The following is a 19,469-nucleotide window of genomic DNA, read 5'->3' on the forward strand; positions in this document are numbered from 1 at the left end:
GGGCGGGGATCGCGATGCGATCTCCGCCCGCTTCAATTTCAGGCGGCGCTCTTCGCGTCGGCTTCTTTTCTGAACGCCTGTTTGGCGCTGTTGACCCAGCCGACGAAGGTGTCGGCCTGGCTGGACAGATTGGCGAAGTCGCCCGTCCCCGCCACGCCCGACAGATTGTCGTCCAGCGCGACCCGCAGCGCCGCCGCCGACCGCGCGCCGGGAACCATCGGCCCAAAGCGCCCGCTCAGCCGCTGCAACGCGGCCCGATCGCCCGCCAGCGAATAGCCGACGCCCGCCCGGATCAGCCAGCTTTCCTCGGCCGGCGTCAGCGGCGTGGTCCCGGTCTTGTAGCGATCGCCCAGCCGCGCCTCATAGATCGGCGCCGCTTCGCCCCACTTCTGCTGCTTCCAGAAGATGTCGGCCCGCACCTCGCGCGCCGAGTTCGACTGATCCCGGTCCAGCACCTCCAGCGCATGGTCGAACCGGCCCAGATCCATCAGGGCGCGCGCCTCCAGCGCCCGGCGCTCGCTGTTCATCGCATTGGGCAGCAGGGTGGTGCGCGAGCCCCAGATGGCCTGCAACGCCTTCTCCGGCTGGCGGTCCATCAGATAGACGGTGGCCAGATTGGTCGCGACCTGGGCCTTGGCCACCCCGTCCAGACGCTCGTCCACCTGGTGCTTCAGCAGTTCGGCGGCCTGATCCAGCAGGTCCACGTCGATCAGCCGGCGCGACAGACGCCGCACCATCTCGTCGCCGTCCGCCCCGATCGGGGTCAGTTCGCGGAAGTCATAGAACAGCGCCAGCGCCTGCACCGGCTGCAAACCGTCCGCCGCGCCGTCCAGGAACAGGGCGCGGAAGGCGTTCGCCTGATCCGCCTGCACCTCGGCTGCGCCCGGCACGCCGGCCATCCGCTTGCCCGCGCCGCGCAGGGCGTCCAGCGCCTCGCGGTATCTCCCCTGTTGCAGATAGATGCCTGACAGTTTGCGCACGACCGCCATCTCGGTCGCGTCCCCGCGCCAGCGCCATTTCAGTTGTTCCAGCTGGGCCGTCGCCTGATCCGGCGTGATCGCGCCCTTGTCCAGCTCCAGGCTGATGGCGCCCAGTTTCGCCGGCGTGGCGATCCCGTCTAGCGGCGCGCGCGCCACGGCCTTGTAGACCGCCAGCGCCCGGTTCTTGTCGCCGTTCAGCTCGAACATCCGGGCCTGCACCAGCCGCGCGGTCAGTTGATCGACCGCCGGCGCATCCTGGCTGAACACATAGGCCAACAGCTGCTGGGCGGCGGCGAGATCGTTCAACTGGATCGCGGCCATGGCGTGGGCCGCGCCGAACCGGGCGCGCCATTCCTTGGGGAAGCTGTCGATGGCCGGGGCGCCGGCGGCGAAGTTGCGACGCGCCCCCTCCCAGTCGCCCATCTCCGAAGCGATATAGCCCAGCCAGACCTTGGTCGCCGGATCGTTTGCCAGGGCGGCGCCCGCGAAATCGACCTGGGCCTCCTCCAGCCGCCCGACGCCGACGCGCGCCACGCCGCGCAGGCCGCGCACTTCGGGCTCGCCTTGCAGGTTGGGCGCCTTGGCGATCAGGGCGTTCAGCACCCCGATGGCCTCATAGTTCAGGCCCGACCCGACCAGGAACCGGGCCAGCGCCATCCGCGCCTCGATCGGCGCGCGCGGATTGTCCGCCGCCGCGATGGTCTCCAGCCCGGCCGCATCCTGCAGCCGGCGATAGCGGTCCGAGAATCCCGCCTCGCCCGTCGCGGCCCAGGTCTCGTCGATCAGGGCCGGATAGGCCGCCCGTTTGGGCGCATCCGCATTGTGGTCGCCCGTCTCCAGTCCGGCCGCCGGCGACGACAGCGCCAGCCCCTTGGGCCGGCTCAGCGTCACCAGATCGCCCGCCGCCTCGATCTTCAGGTCGTCGGCCGCCGTCTCCACAGCCAGACCCTGCGCCGTTGGGATCAGGCTCAGATCGACCGTGCGCCGTCCGCCGGCGTATCCCTTGCCGGGCGCCAGGGCCGTCACCGCCGCGAACCGGTCCCCGACCAGAGGATCGGTCAGCCAGACCGCCTTGGTCGCCCCGGCCATCTGCGCCACGAGCACCGGCGCGCCGTCGTCGGACCGGCCGATCTCGACCCCGCCGGCCGCACCGTCTGGGCCGCCCAGCGTCACGGTCCAGGTCCCGCCCTGACCCTGCGCCGAGACGCCCAGCCCCTCGGGTTCGGCGATCCTCAAGGCCGTATAGCCCGGCCCGGCCGCCCACTGGGCGTTCTTGGCCGATCCCAGCGCCTTGGCGCCGCTCATATCCACGCGGGCGGCCGTGTCGAACACGACCCATACTGCATCGCCACGGCGGAAGACGGCCGCCCCCACCGGCGTGCCCCAGTCGAAGGTCAGGACGGTCTTGCCGCCGGCCGTCTCGGCCCGCACCGGCACCACGGCCTTGGTCGTCTGCGGCGCGGCGGCGTCCCCGCCCTCCGGCGCCTTGCCGGGCGCATAGAGGTTCAGCCACACCGCCCCGTCCGCGACGCCCGAGCGCGCATCCGCGCCCTCTTCCAGCGTCAGGATCAGGTCCGTGCCGCCCGCGCCCCGGCTCGGCCGCGTCTCGACCGACTTCACCCCCGCCGGCGGATCGACTTTCAATCGCGAGACGTCGGGCGCGGCGGTGGTCCCCAGCCGAACGACGACCTTGTCGCCCTCGCGGCTGATGCGCGAGCGCACCCCGATGACGCCGCCGAACTCGACCCGCGTGAACTCGGCGTTGGCGCCGATATTGATCGACAGCGGATCGCGCGAGCGCCCGACTTCCTGAGCCAGCGGCGCCATAGGCGCGAACACGACGGCGCCGGCCGTGGCGGCGGCCACGGTCGTCTTCAGGATGCGCTTTGTCGGCGAGGCCCCGGACATATCTCCCGACCCATGCCGCACAAGGCCTTTAATCGCGGTTAACCGCCGTTCACCGTGATGATGGATGGCGTTAGGACAACCGGTCCACGCGACAGCGCCGTTTTAAGCGCCCATAGTCGTCCCATGACCGATTATCCGCGCCTCAGCACCCTGAAGACCGGCCTGGCCTGTCGCTGCCCCCGCTGCGGCAAGGGTCCGCTGTTCAAAGGCTACCTGACGCTTCAGACGGAGTGTCCCGAATGCGGTCTCAGCTACGCCTTCGCCGATCCGGCGGACGGCCCGGCCTTCTTCGTCATGACGGCCGTCGGGGTGGTGGGGATGATCCTGCTGATGGTGTTCGACTTCACCGTCCACCCGCCGATCTGGGTGCATCTGGTCGTGACCCTGCCGATCCTGGTCGCGCTGTGCCTGGGCTGCCTGCGCCCCTTCAAGGCTTGGCTGGTCGCCGAACAATATGTCCACAAGGCCGCCCCGCCCGAGTTCTCCTCGAACGGCAAGCACGGACCTTTCTAGGGGTCGATCACCGTCAGCTCGGGCCAGCGCGCCCGCGCGCTGTCGACGGCCTTGGCCCAGCCCTTGGCCACCGGCCGGTTCGGGTTGGGCCGGATCGTCATCGCGAACACGTCGTCCAGCCCGAAAGGCGCGGCGATGCTGAGGCTGTCGTCCGCCTCCAGCCGCACTCCGACCGCAAAGGTCGGAGCCACGAACCGCCCCAGCGCCTCATCCGTCGAATGCAACGGCGCATAGCGTTCGCCAAACCGGTTCTGGAACCACAGGTGCACCCGCGCCTGGTTGCGGACCTCGACCTGGCTGCGGAACGGTTCGTCGAAGGCGGCGGCGACGCGTTTGATGATGACGTCCTCGGCCTCGTAGGACAGGTCCGAACCATCGAAATAGGCCAGGTCGTAGTCCTTGACCCCATAGCCCGCCGGCCGTCCCGTTCTGGCGTTCCACACGGCCTGATAGACCGCCCCCGACACCAGCCGCCAGTCGGGCAGGTCCAGCGCCCGGACGGTCGTCAGGACGTGCATCAGGCCAGCGTCGGCGCGCACGATGGCGGCCAGTTCCGCCTCCAGCTCGCTCATCCCCGCACCGGCCAGCCGTGGTCCAGCGGCCCGTGTCCGCCGCCCAGGCCCGGCGCCCGGCGGATCGCCTCGCCGACATAGGCCCAGGCTTCGGCCACCGCGACCTCCAGCGGCCGCCCCATCGCCAGCCCGGCTGCACAGGCGCTGGCCAGGGTGCAGCCGGTGCCGTGGGTGTGGCGGGTGTCGACCCGCTCGGCCTCCAGCACCGTCTCGCCGTCTGCGGTCATCAGCAGGTCGATCACCGTCGGCCCCGACACGTGACCGCCCTTCATCAGCACCGCCCGCGCCCCCATGGCCAGCAGCGCCTCGCCCGCCCGCCTCTGGCCGTCCAGGTCGTGGACCGCAAAGCCTGTCAGGGCCTCGGCCTCGGGCGCATTGGGCGTCAGCAGGGCCGCGCGCGGGATCATCAGGCGCTTCACCGCCTCGACCGCCGCATCGGGCAACAGCGGGTGCCCGCCCTTGGCCACCATGACCGGGTCGACTACCGCCGGGGCGTCCGCCTCGTCCAGCAGGGTCGCGACCGTCTCGACCACCTCGACCGAGCCCAGCATGCCGGTTTTGACCGCATCGGTCCCGATGTCCTCCAGCACCGCCCGCGCCTGTGCTGCGATCAGATCGAGCGGCAGCGGATGGACCCCGTGGACGCCCAGGGTGTTCTGCACCGTGATGGCCGTGATGGCGGTGGCGGCGAACCCGCCCATCATCGTCACGGCCTTGATGTCGGCCTGGATGCCCGCGCCGCCGCCGCTGTCGGACCCCGCCAGGATCAAGACGCGTCCTTGATGAAGCGCGCTCATGCCGCCGCTCCCGAAAACAGTTTCAGCCCGACGATGCCCGCCACGATCAGCAGGATGCACACGGCCCTGACCGCCGTCGCCGGCTCGCCATAAACGAGGATGCCGACCACCGCCGCGCCCACCGCCCCGATGCCGGTCCAGACCGCATAGGCCGTGCCGATCGGCAGCTTCTGCGTGGCGACCCACAACAGGATCATGCTGCCCGCCAGCGCGACCAGCACCCCCAGCGAGGTCCACGGCCGGCTGACGCCCACATTCTTGAGGCCCGAGGCCCACAGGACCTCCAGCAGACCGGCGACGACCAGCGTCGCCCACGGATTGATCGACATCACCCAGGACATGGCGACCAGATGGAACAGGCCGCGGTCCGGAGCAAGCCGCGATCAGCCGCCCAGCGGTCCCTTGAAGATGAAGAAGGCCCCAAGCGCGATGAAGGCGAACCCGACCAGATGGTTCACCGTCAGCTTCTCGCCCAGATACAGGACCGAAAAGCCGGCGAAGACCAACAGGGTGATCACCTCCTGCATCGTCTTCAGCTCGGCCGGCGAATAGACCTGGATGCCGATGCGGTTGGCCGGCACCGCCAGCCAGTATTCGAAGAAGGCGATGCCCCAGCTGGCCATGACCAGCAGCCACAGCGGCTTGTGATCGAACTTCAGATGGCCGTACCAGGCGAAGGTCATGAAGACGTTCGACAGGCACAACATGACGATGGGGGCGATGTAGGCGGTCAGGGGCATGGGCAGATCAGGGCTGTTGCAGACCTGCCCTCTACACCGGCTGCGACCGTCCGTCGCGGGCCTTCAATCCGCCGCCGTCACCGCCGCCTGGACCTTCAGCGCCTGCACCGTCTCGCGCACGTCGTGGACCCGCACCATCTGCGCCCCGCGCCGTGCGCCTTCCAGCGCCAGGGCCAGCGACCCGCCCAGCCGGTCCGTCGCCGCGACCGCCGTCGCATCGATGGCCTCGATCGTGCGCTTGCGACTGGCGGCGTACAGCACCGGAAAGCCCAGATCGACCAGCGCGTCCAACCGCGCCGTCAGCGCCATGTTATGCGCCAGCGTCTTGCCGAACCCGATGCCGGGATCCAGCCAGATCCGCTCGCGCGCCACGCCCGCCGCCATCGCCGCCTCGGCCCGCCCGTGCAGATAGTCGCGCACTTCACCCACCACGTCGTCATAGCGCGGGTCCGCCTGCATCGTGCGGGGTTCGCCCCGCATGTGCATCAGCACGACGTCGCACCCCAGTTCGGCCGCGACCGCCGCACTCTCGGGCGCATGGCTCAGCGCCGTCACATCGTTCCACATCGTCGCCCCGGCCGCGACAGCGGCGCGCGCGACGGCGGGCTTCATCGTATCGATGCTGATCGCCCCGCCCCAGCGCGCGCGGACGCCGGCGATGACCGGCGCGACCCGCTCGATCTCCTCGGCCTCGCCCACCGGCTCGGCCCCCGGCCGGGTGCTCTCCCCGCCGATGTCCAGCACATCGGCCCCGTCCGCGACCAGCCGCATGGCCTGATCGATCGCGCCTTCGGTCGAGGCCCACCGCCCCCCGTCCGAGAAGCTGTCGGGCGTCACATTGACGATGCCCATCACCTGCGACAAGGCGGCCGTCCGCGCGGTTTGACTTTCATGGGCCATGGGACCAGCCTGTAACCGTGAACGCGCATTTCGTCAGCCAGGCTCGACGCCTTTCCCACGCGGGACGCCTCGTCGCAGGCGACTGACCCGGAACGGCCGCGCGCCCTTCGCCCCGTTCCGGGCATCGATCTGAACCCAATCCTTCTCGTCGCCGCACGACGCCACGCGCGTGCGGCGTCCCATGCCGTCTGCGAGCCCGCCATGACCAAATCCACTCTGCCCCTCCGCCCCGACATCTTTCTCAGCGCACAGGACCACGATACCCTGTCGCGCCTGGTCGGCGACATGCCCGGCGACGGCGTGGCGGGAATGCTTCAGGAGGAACTGGAGCGCGCCGTCATCTGCGAACCGGGCGACCTTCCCAAGGGCGCCGTGCCCCTGGACCGTTGGCTGCACTATATCGACGGCCGCGCGTCTGATCCGCGCCGCATCCAGATCGTCCTGCCCGCAGACGCCGACATCGATGCGGGCAAAGTTTCGGTCCTGTCCCACGTCGGAGCGGGCCTGATCGGTTTGGTCGAGGGCCACACCATCGCCTGGACCGACCCCTCCGGCGCCGCGCGCAGCCTGACGCCGGTCATGGTCGAGGATCCGGAAATCCTTGGCGGCGACTAGCGCCCGATCAGACCGCCCAGCGCCTCAAGATAGACGGCGAAAGCCTTGCGGCCGGCGGGGGTGATGGACACGCGGGTCAGGGGCTTGTTCTTCACGAAGCTCTTGGCCACGGCGACGTATCCCGCTTCCTCCAGCTTCTTGATATGGACCGACAGATTGCCCTGCGTCGCCTCCAGCACGGTCTTCAGCTCGGTGAAGTCGGCGGCCTCGGCGTCAGCCAGATAGACCATGATCCCCAGCCGCATCCGGCCGTGGATGACCTCGTCGATCTTGCCGAGCGCGTCCAGCCTCATGGATCAGCCGAGGTCCGCGTCGACGGCGCGGGCCTTCAGCGCCGCACGCGTCATGACCCAGCCCGGTCCTGCGAACAGCAAGAACAGGGCGAGGGTGCAGACGTAGAGATAGATCACCGCGTCGCGCACCAGCACGCCGAGCGCGACCGCCGTGATCCAGCCGCCCAACGATGTCGCCAGCATCCATGGCTTCTTCTTCAGACTGTAGGCCACGAACCAGGCCGCCGACTGAAGCGCGAAGATCATCGCCGGATAATAGAGCCAGACAGCGAAGTCCTGATCGCGGCGCGCGCCCACGCCGAACACGATGATGATCGCCAGATTGGCCATGCCTACGCCGCTGAAGGCCGCGTTCAGGGTGCGGGTGACGATGGGACCGGCCGTTCCCGTCTTGCGGTCCTCACGCACGGCCCAGGTCAGAACGACAAGGAAGGCGACCGTGATGGCGACCACGAAGCCGAGATTTCCCAGCGGCGGCCAGCGCACGATCCCCCACACCTGACCGATATGGAACAGGCATTGCAGACCATAGAGCAGACCGCCCGCCAGATAGGCGACACCCAGCGTCAGGGTCGCCCTGGGATTATTGCCGCCCTGAACAATGGCCTTCATGAAGGCCAGGTCGGCCTCGGGGCCGGTGCGGGACTTGTCGGACATCGCTGTGTGATTCCTGTGCGACGGGCGCGTCCCTCGGATGGACGCCGCCGGAAGGGTTTGCAAATTATTCGGCGGGGACCAAGGCGGGCGCAGGCCGGTTGCGCCACGGCACGCGCCGGCCATTCAGCCACCGCCCCATGACGCTGTGGCGGATCAGCAGTTCGTAGGACGCCAGGCACACGGCGAAGACGCCCGCCGACACGCCGATCAGCTTCACCCACCACGGCCCAGCCCAATCCTGCACCCAGACCTGGGCCAGCATGACCAGCGGCAGATGCACGATGTAGATCCAGTAAGAGGCGTCGGAGAGGTAGCGCTGAACCGGACTGTGGCCCGAGGCGAACCGCAGGCACAGTCCCATTGCCGCCAGGGCCGAGGCATAGACGGCGACCGCCGTGACGGCGGCGGCCAAGGCCTTGCCGACCGTCGGCTCACCCATCGGCGCGATGCTCGGGCCGCCCGCAAGGATATAGGCCGTCACACCCGAAACCAGCGCCACGCACAGGAACAGCGGCGACCATTTGGCGATACGGTCCAGCAGATCACGCCGCCGGTCCAGCACGAAGCCCAGGCCAAAGGCGAGGCCGAATCCGATCAGGGCGGAGGTGTCAGGGATCAAGCCCGCGTCCGGCGTCGGCACGGCGAAGAAGGCGATCCACTTCGGATCCAGCCACAGCGCCAGGGCGAGCGGGGCGGCAAGCACGGCAGGCGTCCACGGGCCGATTAGCGCGCCGGTGATCCTGTCCACGACCGGACCCGCTCGACCCGCGCGATCCAGCATGCCGAGCACGGCCCGCACGATCAGGACGACGGCGTAGAAGAGCGTCAGCACCCACAGAAACCACAGGTGGGTCAGCGGAAAGTTGGTCCAGTCATACGTCGGTGGCGGTGGCGGCGGCGCGCCGGGCGTCACCAGACCATTGGCATGAGCGTTCCAGACCAGGGCCGTAACGATCCCCGCCATGACCGGAAACCAGAAGGCCGCCAGCGGCCCGGCGATCCGCACCACCCGATCCTTGGCGAAGGCGACACAGCCTCGCCGCGCCAGCATCCTATGGGCGAACAGACCCGCGATGAAGAAAAAGGCCGTCATGCGAAACAGATGAATGGCGAAGAATAGCCAGGCGGCGCCGATCGACCGGCTGTCGTCCGCCACGATCCAGATCTGCTGCGGAAAAAAGGACAGGCTGGCATGAAGCAGCACCCCCAGCAGCAGCGCCCCGGCGCGCAACGCATCCAGTCCGTGCAGCCGCTCCACCTGCTCTGCTTGCGATATCACCATGACGTCCCTCCCAAGATCGAGACCGCCATATCTCACAGACAGGTTTGCAATGCAAACTTGTTCGTTATGATGCTTTGAGTGGGCCAGTGGGTCAGCCAGACGCCCAAAGAAAAAACCCGCCGGGAGATCGCTCTCCCGGCGGGTTCGTCTTCAGATCAGGCCTGGGCTCAGTGAACCGTCGGCACGCTGGTCGCGGCCGGAGCGGCGACCGGGACCTCGATGTCCGTGCCGTCCGACACCGGCGTCACCGGCACCGAGACCGAAGGCCCGGCGTTGGGGAAGTTGTTCTCGTCGCGGTTCGGCGCGACGCCCTTCTCCAGCAGGTCCTTGATCTCCTCGCCCGACAGGGTCTCGTATTCCAGCAGGGCCTGGGACAGCTTCTCGTGGTCATCGGCCTTTGTGGTCAGGATGGTGCGCGCCTCGTCCCAGCCCGAGGTCACCAGGCGACGGACTTCCTCATCGATGGTGCGCGCCGTCTCTTCGGAGATGTTCTGGCTGCGGGCGACCGAGTGGCCAAGGAAGACCTCTTCCTGGTTCTCGCCGTAGGCCACCGTGCCCAGCTTGTCCGAGAAGCCCCAGCGGGTGACCATGGCGCGGGCCAGCTTGGTCGCCTGTTCGATGTCCGAGCTGGCGCCCGAGGTGATGTTCTCCGGCCCGAAGATCAGCTCCTCGGCGACGCGGCCGCCCGCCATGATGGCGATCCGGTCGATCATCTGCTGATATTTCATCGAATAGCGGTCGCCTTCCGGCAACTGCATCACCATGCCCAGCGCCCGGCCGCGCGGGACGATGGTCGCCTTGTGCACCGGGTCGGCCATCTTGGCGTTCATGGCGACGATGGCGTGACCGGCCTCGTGATAGGCGGTCAGACGCTTTTCTTCCTCGTTCATCGCCATGGAGCGACGTTCCGAGCCCATCAGCACCTTGTCCTTGGCGTCTTCGAAGTCGCGGTGGGTGACCATGCGACGGTCCTTGCGCGCCGCCGTCAGGGCCGCCTCGTTGACCAGGTTGGCCAGGTCGGCGCCCGAGAAGCCGGGCGTGCCGCGCGCGATCGTCTTGACGTTGACGTCGGCGGCCAGGGGCACGTCCTTCATGTGGACGCGCAGGATGCGTTCGCGGCCCGAGACGTCGGGGTTCGGCACCACCACCTGACGGTCGAACCGGCCGGGACGCAGCAGGGCCGGGTCCAGCACGTCGGGACGGTTGGTCGCGGCGATCAGGATGATGTTCTCGGACGCCTCGAAGCCGTCCATCTCGACCAGCAGCTGGTTCAGCGTCTGTTCGCGCTCGTCATTGCCGCCGCCGAGACCCGCGCCGCGGTGGCGACCGACGGCGTCGATTTCGTCGATGAAGATGATGCAGGGCGCATTCTTCTTGGCCTGTTCGAACATGTCGCGCACGCGGCTGGCGCCGACGCCGACGAACATCTCGACGAAGTCCGAACCCGAGATCGAGAAGAAGGGCACGCCCGCCTCGCCCGCGACCGCGCGCGCCAGCAGCGTCTTGCCGGTGCCGGGAGGGCCGACCAGTAGGGCCCCCTTGGGAATCTTGCCGCCCAGACGCTGGAACTTGCCCGGATCCTTCAGGAAGTCGACCACCTCCTGCAGTTCGTCCTTGGCCTCGTCCACGCCGGCGACGTCGTCGAAGGTCTTGCGTCCCTTGTGCTCGGTCAGCAGCTTGGCCTTGGACTTGCCGAAGCCCATGGCGCCCTTCGCCCCGCCCTGCATCTGACGCATGAAGAAGATCCACACCCCGATCAGCAGCGCGATCGGCAGGATGCCCAGCAGCAGGCTCATCCAGATCGACTGGCCGCCCGACTTGGCGTCGATCTCGACGCCCGCCTGCAGCATCTGGGCCACCAGCTGTTCGTTCGGATAGACGGTGGTGGAGGTGAAGCGTTCGCCGTTCTTCAGCTCGCCGTTCACCTTGTCCAGGCGAATGGTCACCTGTTTGACCTCGCCCGCGTTCACGCGCTGCACCAGCTGGGAATAGCTGATGGCCTCGGGCTTGCCGGCCGGCTGGCCCGTCACGCCGTTCATGGCGCCGCCCTGCGACAGCGCCGCATAGCCCGCCAGCAACGCCAGAATGATCACGCCGGTGATCGCCAGATTACGCAGGTTCATTGAGGTCCTCGGTCGTCCGCGACCCCGGTGGGATCGACGGTCTGGATGTGTCTGTCTGGGAAAATAGGGGCTTAATCAGCGTTACGCTATCGGGTGGCGGAAATCAGGTCGTCTTCGTGCGTCGTTTCGTCCAGCGCCAGCCTGAGCCGTTCCACGACAAGGCCGCGCCGTTCGACCCCTTCGCCTGCAAGAACCGGGGCCACCGCGTCGTCCCTGATCAACACAGGCCAAGCCCCGCGCGTCGCCGCCGGCAGCCGATTGATCTCGGCCCTGTCGGCGTCCGACAGGCTGGCCAACCGCCCCCTCGCCGGAACCACAGACCAGCCGGGACGATCGGCGCAGAAGACGAACCGCCCGTCCCACACCGCCTCGACGCCGGGCGTCAGCGCCAGCGGCGAAATGTCTCGTCTGCGCAGCTCGCCGGCCTCGCGCATCAACCGCACCCTCGCGCCGACAGCCTCGATGCGCGTCCCGCACAGGGTCGCCGCAAAATCCTCACCCGCCTTCAGCCGCGCTATCAGGGCTTCCAACCGCGCGCCGCGAGGCGGCGTCGATCCGCCGCCGACGCAGACCAGGGCCGCCGCCAGCGCCCGCGCGCTCACGTCGCGGTCCACACGCGCCATGGCCTCGCCGTCCATCGTCGGCCGCACCCCGGTTTGCGCCGACGCCTGATCGATCAACCGAGGCGCCGCGCCCGCCAACGCCTGCCGCGCCCGGCTGCGACCGAAGCGGGGATCGGCGTTGGCGGGGTCCTCGATCCAGTCGGCCCCCTCGCCCGCCAGCCAGTCGCGCAAGCCCGCCCGCCGCTCGCCCAGCAGCGGCCGCAACAGCATCAGGCCTCGACCCTCGGGCCAGGCCGGCGAGGGCGACCATTCGCGCACCCGCCCCAGGGTCGAACCCCCGGCCCGCATCAGATCGGCCTCGGCGATGTCGTCGGCGGTGTGGGCGAACAGGACGACCGACGCCCCCGCCTCGCGCGCCGCATCCGCAATCAGTGCATGCCGCGCCGCCCGCGCCGCCGCCGTCAGCCCGGTCGCGGGCTTGTCTCCGCCCCAACTCAACCCGCGCCAGTCGGCTCCGGCGTCCCGCGCCGCCCCGGCCGCAAAGTCGGTCCAGCGGCCGCTGTCCGCATTCAGCCGATGATCGACGGTCAGAGCCAGCACCGAACGCCCGCGCGTCCGCGCCCAGTCTGTCGTCAGCCGCAACAGGGCGATGGAATCTCCGCCCCCCGACAGGGCCAGCGCCAGCGGCCGGCCCGTGTCCCGCGTCAGTCGCGCATCCAGCCGCGCGAATGCTCGCGCCGTCAGATCGTCCCCAATCGCTGGGCTGGGCGTCAGGCGCAGGACCCCGTGGTCTTCAACTGTGCCGCCCGCGCCTTTTGCGGGTCCGAGGCGGCGGGCGCATAACGGCGCGTGAACTCAGCCAGGGCCGCGCACCCTTGCGGCTTCCTCTGCGTCGCGAACAGGGCGTCGGCCAGTTTCAGCGTCGTGTCCGCCGCCCAGCCGATGCGCGGCCAGTCCTTCAGCGCGGCGGCGTAATAGGGCACCGCCCCCGCCTTGTCGTTCGCCGCGACCCGCAGGTCGCCCAGGCGCGAGTTGGCCTCGCGTGACTGCGGCGTATCGGGCCAGGCCGCGATCACCGTTTCCAGCGCCCGCTCGCCGCGCGGCTTGTCGGTCGCCAAAAGGGCCACCGCCGTCGCCAGATCCCGCGTCGCATCGCCGGTCGGCGAGGTCGCCTCGATCGGCGCATTGAGCTCGGCCTGGGTCTCCAGCTTCTGCAACCGGCCCTCGGCGTCCGCCAGACGCGTCTTCAGCGTCTCGTTCTCGCGGGTGGCCTCGTCCAGCTGGAAGGTCAGACGCTCGTTGTCGCCGTTGATCCGGCGCACCGTCGCCTCCAGGTCGCCCAGGCGTCGGTCCATCAGGGCGAACTGCCCCTGCAGCGTCACCACCTCGGGGTCCGGCTCGACCAGCACCGGCTGGCCGGCGGCGTTTCTCTGGGTCAGGGCGCGCTCGAGCCGCCGCACATTGCGGTCCAGCTGGTCCAGGCGGCGATTGTCCCACTCGGTCCGCTCCATGATGTTGGGCTGGGCCTGCTGGGCGACGGCGCCGCCCCCTATCAGGACGACCCCAAGGGCGGCGGCGGCGAGCAGGTGAACGCGAGTGATCGAGAGCTTGGTCATGCGTCTAGCTTTCACCGATTTGGGGCCGCCGCAAGGCCGAGCTAATGGCCCAGCCCCAGATAGACCATGGCCGCGATGAACAGGCCGACCACGATGTTGCAGAACACCAACAGCGCGATCGTCCGCCACAGGGCTGAGAACCAGGACAGCGAATAGGCGCCCTTCATCTGGGCGAACATGTGCACCGGGATCGATAGCGCCGCCAGATTGATCACCACCAGGCCGAATGTCCCCCAGAAGGTTCCGGCGATGACCATCAGCATCAGCAGCATGGCCATGAAGGTCAGCGAATACAGAACGAACACCCCGTGGTCGTACAGGGTGAAGCTGCGCTTCCACAGGAACAGCAGGGCCACGAACGGGATCGACAAGGGCACCAGCAGGAAGGCGAACTTGTACACCGTCTGCTGGAACTTATAAACCGCCAGGTCCGGGTTCTGCAGCTTCTTCAACACCGTGGCGCCGATGCCGTGCCCCTCCTTCTCGGCGTCCTTGCCCATGACCTTCAGCTTGGTCTCGCCGGCCTCTTCGGTCGCCATGTCCTTGATCCCGGCCTGCCAGCTGCCGGGCTTCAGCCCGTCGGCGCGACCGTCGCGCTGCTCGGTCTCCAGCCGGACCAGGGCCGCGCGGCGGTCGTCGACCAGCTTTTGTCCGGCGTTGATCGCCATCTGCATCGTCGGGTCCGGCCGGGCGCCGCTTTCGGCCCGCATCTGGACCAGGGCCTTTTCCGCCTCGGCCAGACCGACACGCTGGGACGCGATCCGTTCGGCCATCTCGGCGCCCTCGGCCTTGGATTCCGGGTGCGGCGCAAAGCTTAGCGCGAAGAACATCACGAACAGGGTGAACAGGAAGATCGCCAGCGGCGAGACGTAGCGCGTGCGTTTGCCCTCGATCCACTCGCGCGTCAGCTTTCCGGGGTTCAGCCCCAGCAGCGGCAGGGTGCGCCAGATCCGGGCGTCGAAATGCATGACCCCGTGCAGCAGCTCTTCACCCAGGTGCAGCAGGGTGCGGTGGACATGGGTGGGCTGGCCGCAATTTGCGCAGAAGTTGCCGCTCGTTTCGGCCCCGCAGTCGGAACAGACACCGTGGGGGTGGGCCTCGCCGGCCTTGCCCGTCGGCTTTTCGATCGCGCCCGCGACCAGTCCGCCCGTGACGACGGCGCCCGCCCCTTCGATATCCATTCGCTGATCCCCCGATCCCTGTGACGACGGTTCTGCCGCCAGCCCAGCCTCAGGACAAGCGCCGAAACGAAAAGAGGCGCCGACCCTGCGGCCGGCGCCTCCTTCAGATCAGCCGATCAGCCGGACTTTAGCGCGGCGCACCCGAGACGATGGCGGTGTGGGCGTTGCGGTTGCGGGCGAAGGCGTCTTCGTTCGAGCCTTCCGCAATCGGCCGCTCCTTGCCGAAGCTGATGGTGTCGATCCGGCCCGCCGGAATGCCCCGGTTGATCAGATAGGTGCGCACCGATTCCGCACGGCGGGCGCCCAGCGCCAGATTGTACTCACGCGTGCCGCGTTCGTCGGCGTTGCCCTCGATGCGGACCGTCACGGACGGATAGCGCTGCAGCCACTGGGCCTGGGCGTCCAGGCGTGGCATGGCCTCGGGACGGACCTCATAGGAATCCAGGTCGAAATAGATGCGGTCGCCCACGTTGACGACGAAGTCCTGTTCGGTGCCCGGCGCGGCCGAACCCATGTTTCCGCCGGTCACCGGGCCGGTGGGCGCGGTCGGATAGGCCGGTCCCGTCGGTTGCGTCGTGCCGTCGTTCGGACCGGGCACGCCGGTCTCGACCGGGGGCTTTCGAGTGCAGGCGGCCATGGCGGCGACGGCGCAGCCGACCATCGCCAGTTTGAAAATGCGGGAAGTCTTCATGGGGTCGTCTCCTGACGTATCGTTTCTGGCAAGGGGCGGGCCTCAAGCTTGGCTTTACTGTCTGCCTCGGCCGATTTTTCGACGCTAGAGGCGATAACGCACAGTTGAGCTTTAAGGCTCCGACGGTGTCGGTGCGGCGTTTAGGCGGGGCAGCTGTCGGCGCCCTGGTTCACGCCCAGATTGCTCGGGCCTCGGTCCAGCAGCGGCGACCAGGCCGGGTCGGTGCCGCGACCGTTGTATCCCGCCTGCGACACCACCCGCCCCGACAGGTCCACGGTCCACAGCCGCGTGTCCCCGCCCGGCGTCTGGCGCGCGAACATCACGTATCGGCCGTTCGGCGCCCAGTTCGGCCCCTCCTCGAAATAGCTGGAGGACAGGATACGCTCGCCGGAACCGTCGGCGTTCATCACCCCGGTCGAGAACCGGCCGCCGCCCTGTTTGGTGAAGGCGATCAGATTGCCGGTCGGGCTCCACGACGGGGCCGTATAGATGCCGCCGCCGCGCGAGATCGGCCGCTGGCCCGATCCGTCCGACCGCATGACATACAGGCGCGCCGAACCCGAACGGTCCGAGGTGAATACGATCTGGCTGCCGTCCGGGCTGAACGACGGCGAGGTGTCGATGCCCGGGTCGCTGGTCAGGCGCGTGATCTGGCGGCTGCGCAGGTCCATCACATAGACGTCGGTGTTGCCGCCCCGGATGATCGAAAACGCGATCTTGTTGCCGTCATTGGAGAAGCGCGGCGCCAGCACCTGGCCGTCGAACTCGCCCAGGCTCTCGCGCCGGCCGGTCGTCAGATTATAGAGGTAGATGCGGCTGTAATCCTTGCCCAGCGCCACATAGGTGATCTCGTCCGGCTGCGACAGCGAGAAGCGCGGCGACATGATCACCTCGTCGCCCTGCGTCAGATAGGTCGGGTTGAACCCGTCCTGATCGGCGATGGTCAGGCGGTTGATCCGGTTAAGCTGCGTGCCCTCCTCGGACACGAAGATCACGCGGGAATCGAAGAAGCCGGCTTCGCCGGTCATGCGCTGATAGATGACGTCGGAAATCTTGTGCGCGATCCGGCGCCACTGCTCCTGGGTCGCGGTGAACTGATAGCTGACCAGCTGGCACTGGCGGTAGGGGTCATACAGGCGGAAACCCACGTCCAGCCGCCCGTCGCCTCGCGTCGTCACACCGCCGTACAGCACCGCCTGCGCGCCGATCTGGGTCCATTGGGGAAAGTTCGGCGCATTGGCCAGGGTCAGGCCGGTCTCGATGAAGCTGGAGGGGTTCAGCGGCTCGAAGAAGCCCGACCGCTTCAGATTGGCGCTGACCACATTGGAGATGTCCGACCCGTGCGTCCCGGCGAACGGCACGACCGCGATCTGAAGGGGACGCAGCACGCCCTGATCGATCTCGACCTCGACCGGCTGGTTCTGCTGAGGCGTCTGCGCCGCCGTCGTCAGAGGAGCCGCCATCGCGACAGCCGCCACGGTGGCCAGAAGAAGGTTCAGACGCATCAGATGCTCCCATAAGTCTCGAAGGATCGCCGCCCCTTATCGCCGGGTCGTTCGACTTTCGCCAGCTTCACGGGGAATGGGGCGACATTCGGGACGGGGAACCATCTTGGCGTTTGTTTCGGATGAGTTATTCTGACGTCATGCGCACCACCCTCACGCTGGACGATGACGTGCTGGACGCCGTCAGGATCATCGCCGCCAGCACGGGTCAAACGATGGGTCAGGTCGTCTCCCATTTGGCGCGAAGCGCATTGGAAAAGACACCGCGAAAAATCAGTTATCGCAACGGCGTGGCCCTGCTGCCTGATCGCGGCGGCCCGGCGATTACGACTGAACACGTCAACGCGCTTCGTGAGGAATTGGACTGGCCGTCGTCCGTCTCCAAACGAGCATCTGACGCCTAGCGATTGCGGCACGCCCGTTCGGTGTTGAAGGTCGGGCGATAGACCCCGCCGGGGAAGCCCTGCGGCACGTCGAAGGGCGCGGTCTGGCGCAGGGCGCGCAGGGCGCCGTCGGCGGCGGCGCGATAGACGTTCGACGACTGGGCGTTGATCAGGCTGGGCCCGCGCGTGATCCGTCCATCGGAAGACAGGGTCAGTTCGATTTGAATGCGCAGCTGGTCCGCGCCGGGGATGTCGCAGGGCAGGATCCAGTTCGGATAGACCTGATTGAAGATGGCCGTGATCTGCGGGCCTGTGGCCTGGGACGCCGCGCCCGCCCCCTGCTGCCCCGTCGCTGGGCGGCCGCGATTGTTGGTCGGGCGCGTCGGGCCGGCCAGGGCGTCCAGATCCAGGCTCGGCTCTGTGCGCTGGGGCGCCGGACGGGCGGGCGCAGGCGTCGCCGGGCGCGGGGTCGGCTGGGCCTTGGTCGGCGGCGCAGGCGTCGGCGGCTGGGGTCGAGGCGTCGGACGCGGCGGCGTCGGGGTCGGCGTGGGTTTCGGCGAGGGCGTGGGCGTCGGCGCCGGGCGCGGCGGCGTGGGCCGCGGCGGCGTCGGGGTCGGGCGCGGCTGGGGTTGCGGCGGCGTCGGTTCCGGCGTCGGCGGCACGGGGTCGGGCTGCTGCACCGGGGCGGTCGCGGCGTCGTCGGGCGAGGGTTCGGGCTGCGGATTGTCCGCCGGCGCCGCCTGAATCACCTCTTCCGACACGATGGTCACCGGCACCGAGGCCACCAGCGGCGTCTCGTCCTCCTCCGTCTTGTGCGACACCATCACGAAGGCGAGCGCGACCACCCCGGCGTGCAGGGCGAGAGATCCCAGAATGGCGGGGCTCGGCCGACGCAACGGCTTCAGGCCTCCGGCGCCGTGTCGGTGATCAGGTTCAGCTTGGTGAAGCCCGAGGCGCTCAACCGCGCCATCACCCGCGCCACCGCCTGATAGGGCGCGCGCCCGTCGGCCCGCACGAACACCGGCCGCTCGGCCGCCCTGTCGGCGCCGCCAGCCTCCGTCAACAGGCGCGTGGACAGGGCGTCGAACGCCGTCTCGCTGTCGCCGACGAAGATCGCGCCCTGCTGGTCGATGCTGACCGACAGGGGTTCGGACTTGATCTCAACCGCGCTGGCCTCGGTCTTGGGCAGTTCGACCGGCACGCCCACCGTCAGCAGGGGCGCCGAGATCATGAAGATGATCAGCAGCACCAGCATCACGTCCACCAGGGGCGTGACGTTGATCTCGGTCAGAGGCCCTTTACGCCCCCTGCGCCCTCGACGCCCGCCGCCGCTCGCACCACCGCCCAAGGCCATGGCTCAGACGCCCCGCTTCAGGCTGAGGTCGCTGGACGGCGGGGGCGGAGGCGGCGGGGCCGACGGGCTGCCCAGGCGGCGCGCCACGGCGGCCTGCAGATCGTCGGCGAAGGCCTCCAGCCGGCCGACGAACTTGCCCGCGTCGATCGAGAATTTGTTGTAGGCGATATAGGCCGGGATGGCCGCCGCCAGGCCGATGGCCGTGGCGAACAAGGCTTCGGCAATAGCCGGCGCCACCGTCGTCAGATTGGTGTTGCCCGCCGCCGCGATCCGCCCGAACGCATTCATGATGCCCCACACGGTGCCGAACAGGCCGATGAAGGGCGAGGCCGTGGCCACCACCGACAGCACGCCCAGGCCATTCTCGATCCGCTGGCCCTCGCGCGAGATCAGGCTGTTCATCGCCTTGTCGATCCGCACCAGCAGCAGGTCGCCCTGATGCTCGTTCAAAGCCCCGCGCTGACGCGCCTCGCGCCAGTCCGACAGGGCGATCACCAGCATGCGCGGCAGGGCGTGGTCCGGCTCGGGTCCGGCCTGGGACGCCACCTCTTCCAGCGACCGGCCGGACTGAACCGACTTTTCGAACTCGTCGGCGCGCTTGTTCAGCGCCGTGAACCGAACCGCCTTGTCGATGATGATGGTCCACGACCAGATCGAGGCCGCCGCCAGCCCGATCATCACGCTCTTGACCACCCAGTCGGCGGTCATGAACAGCTCGACCGGGTTCATCATCGCGGCGTCGACAGGCGTGGTCATTCAGGCGCTCCGGGCGGAATCGAGATCGTCACGCCTCTCT

21 protein-coding genes are annotated in these 19,469 nt (G+C 68.7%); 3 read left to right on the plus strand and 18 right to left on the minus strand.

The window, feature by feature from the left end; genetic code table 11:
• Positions 1–38: 38 nt before the first annotated feature.
• The gene (locus tag ASF81_RS06385; protein ID WP_055806420.1) at positions 39–2,888 is read right to left on the minus strand and encodes a lipopolysaccharide assembly protein LapB; all 2,850 of its coding nucleotides are present in this window, start codon (positions 2,886–2,888) and stop codon (positions 39–41) included.
• A 123-nt stretch (positions 2,889–3,011) separates the two neighbouring features.
• Here ASF81_RS06385 and ASF81_RS06390 point away from each other — a divergent pair, with 123 nt between their 5' ends.
• Positions 3,012–3,401 (plus strand): DUF983 domain-containing protein, encoded by a 390-nt coding sequence (locus ASF81_RS06390; RefSeq protein ID WP_055753964.1) that lies wholly within the window; start codon positions 3,012–3,014, stop codon positions 3,399–3,401.
• Here ASF81_RS06390 and ASF81_RS06395 read toward each other — a convergent pair.
• From ASF81_RS06395 to folP, 5 genes are all read right to left on the minus strand, one after another.
• Positions 3,398–3,973, minus strand: coding sequence for a nucleotidyltransferase family protein (locus ASF81_RS06395; RefSeq protein WP_055806424.1), 576 nt, complete (start codon positions 3,971–3,973; stop codon positions 3,398–3,400). The two genes, ASF81_RS06390 and ASF81_RS06395, sit on opposite strands and share 4 nt — an antisense overlap.
• Complete coding sequence (thiD, locus tag ASF81_RS06400) at positions 3,970–4,770, minus strand: bifunctional hydroxymethylpyrimidine kinase/phosphomethylpyrimidine kinase (RefSeq protein ID WP_055806427.1); 801 nt, start codon at positions 4,768–4,770, stop codon at positions 3,970–3,972. The genes ASF81_RS06395 and thiD overlap by 4 nt, the downstream gene beginning before the upstream one ends.
• Positions 4,767–5,111 carry a multidrug efflux SMR transporter gene (locus tag ASF81_RS06405; RefSeq protein ID WP_055806430.1) on the minus strand — a complete coding sequence of 115 codons (345 nt, stop codon included), beginning with the start codon at positions 5,109–5,111 and terminating at the stop codon, positions 4,767–4,769. Before ASF81_RS06405 ends, thiD begins: the two co-directional genes overlap by 4 nt.
• Before the next feature lie 42 nt (positions 5,112–5,153).
• On the minus strand, positions 5,154–5,510 hold the full coding sequence (locus ASF81_RS06410) for a DMT family protein (RefSeq protein ID WP_055806433.1): 357 nt from the start codon (positions 5,508–5,510) through the stop codon (positions 5,154–5,156).
• A gap of 63 nt (positions 5,511–5,573) precedes the next feature.
• On the minus strand, positions 5,574–6,410 hold the full coding sequence (gene folP / locus ASF81_RS06415; protein WP_055806436.1) for a dihydropteroate synthase: 837 nt from the start codon (positions 6,408–6,410) through the stop codon (positions 5,574–5,576).
• A gap of 201 nt (positions 6,411–6,611) precedes the next feature.
• On the opposite strand from folP, the gene ASF81_RS06420 reads away from it, so the two are divergent.
• A complete protein-coding gene (locus tag ASF81_RS06420; protein WP_055806439.1) occupies positions 6,612–7,025 on the plus strand; it encodes a GreA/GreB family elongation factor in 414 nt (137 codons plus the stop codon).
• Here the strand turns inward: ASF81_RS06420 and ASF81_RS06425 are convergent.
• The 9 genes from ASF81_RS06425 to tolB form a co-directional block, all read right to left on the minus strand.
• Complete coding sequence (locus ASF81_RS06425; protein ID WP_055806442.1) at positions 7,022–7,318, minus strand: transcriptional regulator; 297 nt, start codon at positions 7,316–7,318, stop codon at positions 7,022–7,024. The genes ASF81_RS06420 and ASF81_RS06425 overlap by 4 nt on opposite strands.
• A gap of 3 nt (positions 7,319–7,321) precedes the next feature.
• The gene (locus ASF81_RS06430) at positions 7,322–7,975 is read right to left on the minus strand and encodes a hypothetical protein (RefSeq protein ID WP_055806446.1); all 654 of its coding nucleotides are present in this window, start codon (positions 7,973–7,975) and stop codon (positions 7,322–7,324) included.
• Between the two features lie 64 nt (positions 7,976–8,039).
• On the minus strand, positions 8,040–9,257 hold the full coding sequence (locus ASF81_RS06435) for an acyltransferase family protein (protein WP_055806450.1): 1,218 nt from the start codon (positions 9,255–9,257) through the stop codon (positions 8,040–8,042).
• A 167-nt stretch (positions 9,258–9,424) separates the two neighbouring features.
• Positions 9,425–11,380, minus strand: coding sequence for an ATP-dependent zinc metalloprotease FtsH (gene ftsH / locus ASF81_RS06440; protein WP_055806453.1), 1,956 nt, complete (start codon positions 11,378–11,380; stop codon positions 9,425–9,427).
• Positions 11,381–11,466: 86 nt separating this feature from the next.
• A complete protein-coding gene (gene tilS / locus ASF81_RS06445) occupies positions 11,467–12,723 on the minus strand; it encodes a tRNA lysidine(34) synthetase TilS (protein ID WP_200932911.1) in 1,257 nt (418 codons plus the stop codon).
• A complete protein-coding gene (locus tag ASF81_RS06450) occupies positions 12,714–13,559 on the minus strand; it encodes a tol-pal system YbgF family protein (protein ID WP_055806460.1) in 846 nt (281 codons plus the stop codon). Before ASF81_RS06450 ends, tilS begins: the two co-directional genes overlap by 10 nt.
• 41 nt (positions 13,560–13,600) lie before the next feature.
• Positions 13,601–14,740, minus strand: coding sequence for a DUF3667 domain-containing protein (locus tag ASF81_RS06455; protein ID WP_055806463.1), 1,140 nt, complete (start codon positions 14,738–14,740; stop codon positions 13,601–13,603).
• 127 nt (positions 14,741–14,867) lie between these two features.
• Positions 14,868–15,431: a peptidoglycan-associated lipoprotein Pal gene (gene pal / locus ASF81_RS06460; RefSeq protein WP_055806466.1), complete on the minus strand. Its 564-nt coding sequence runs from the start codon at positions 15,429–15,431 to the stop codon at positions 14,868–14,870.
• Between the two features lie 140 nt (positions 15,432–15,571).
• Positions 15,572–16,936, minus strand: coding sequence for a Tol-Pal system beta propeller repeat protein TolB (gene tolB, locus ASF81_RS06465; protein ID WP_055806469.1), 1,365 nt, complete (start codon positions 16,934–16,936; stop codon positions 15,572–15,574).
• A 140-nt stretch (positions 16,937–17,076) separates the two neighbouring features.
• Here tolB and ASF81_RS06470 point away from each other — a divergent pair, with 140 nt between their 5' ends.
• On the plus strand, positions 17,077–17,340 hold the full coding sequence (locus tag ASF81_RS06470) for a hypothetical protein (RefSeq protein ID WP_055806989.1): 264 nt from the start codon (positions 17,077–17,079) through the stop codon (positions 17,338–17,340).
• Here the strand turns inward: ASF81_RS06470 and ASF81_RS15250 are convergent.
• The 3 genes from ASF81_RS15250 to tolQ are packed head-to-tail and all read right to left on the minus strand — an operon-like array spanning position 17,337 to position 19,429.
• The gene (locus tag ASF81_RS15250; RefSeq protein WP_200932896.1) at positions 17,337–18,215 is read right to left on the minus strand and encodes a cell envelope integrity protein TolA; all 879 of its coding nucleotides are present in this window, start codon (positions 18,213–18,215) and stop codon (positions 17,337–17,339) included. The genes ASF81_RS06470 and ASF81_RS15250 overlap by 4 nt on opposite strands.
• 5 nt (positions 18,216–18,220) lie before the next feature.
• Positions 18,221–18,673, minus strand: coding sequence for an ExbD/TolR family protein (locus ASF81_RS06480; protein WP_055806475.1), 453 nt, complete (start codon positions 18,671–18,673; stop codon positions 18,221–18,223).
• 3 nt (positions 18,674–18,676) lie between these two features.
• On the minus strand, positions 18,677–19,429 hold the full coding sequence (tolQ, locus tag ASF81_RS06485) for a protein TolQ (protein ID WP_055753946.1): 753 nt from the start codon (positions 19,427–19,429) through the stop codon (positions 18,677–18,679).
• Positions 19,430–19,469: the final 40 nt, after the last annotated feature.

Source organism: Brevundimonas sp. Leaf168, assembly GCF_001423685.1.
In the GTDB taxonomy this organism is placed as follows: domain Bacteria; phylum Pseudomonadota; class Alphaproteobacteria; order Caulobacterales; family Caulobacteraceae; genus Brevundimonas; species Brevundimonas vesicularis_C.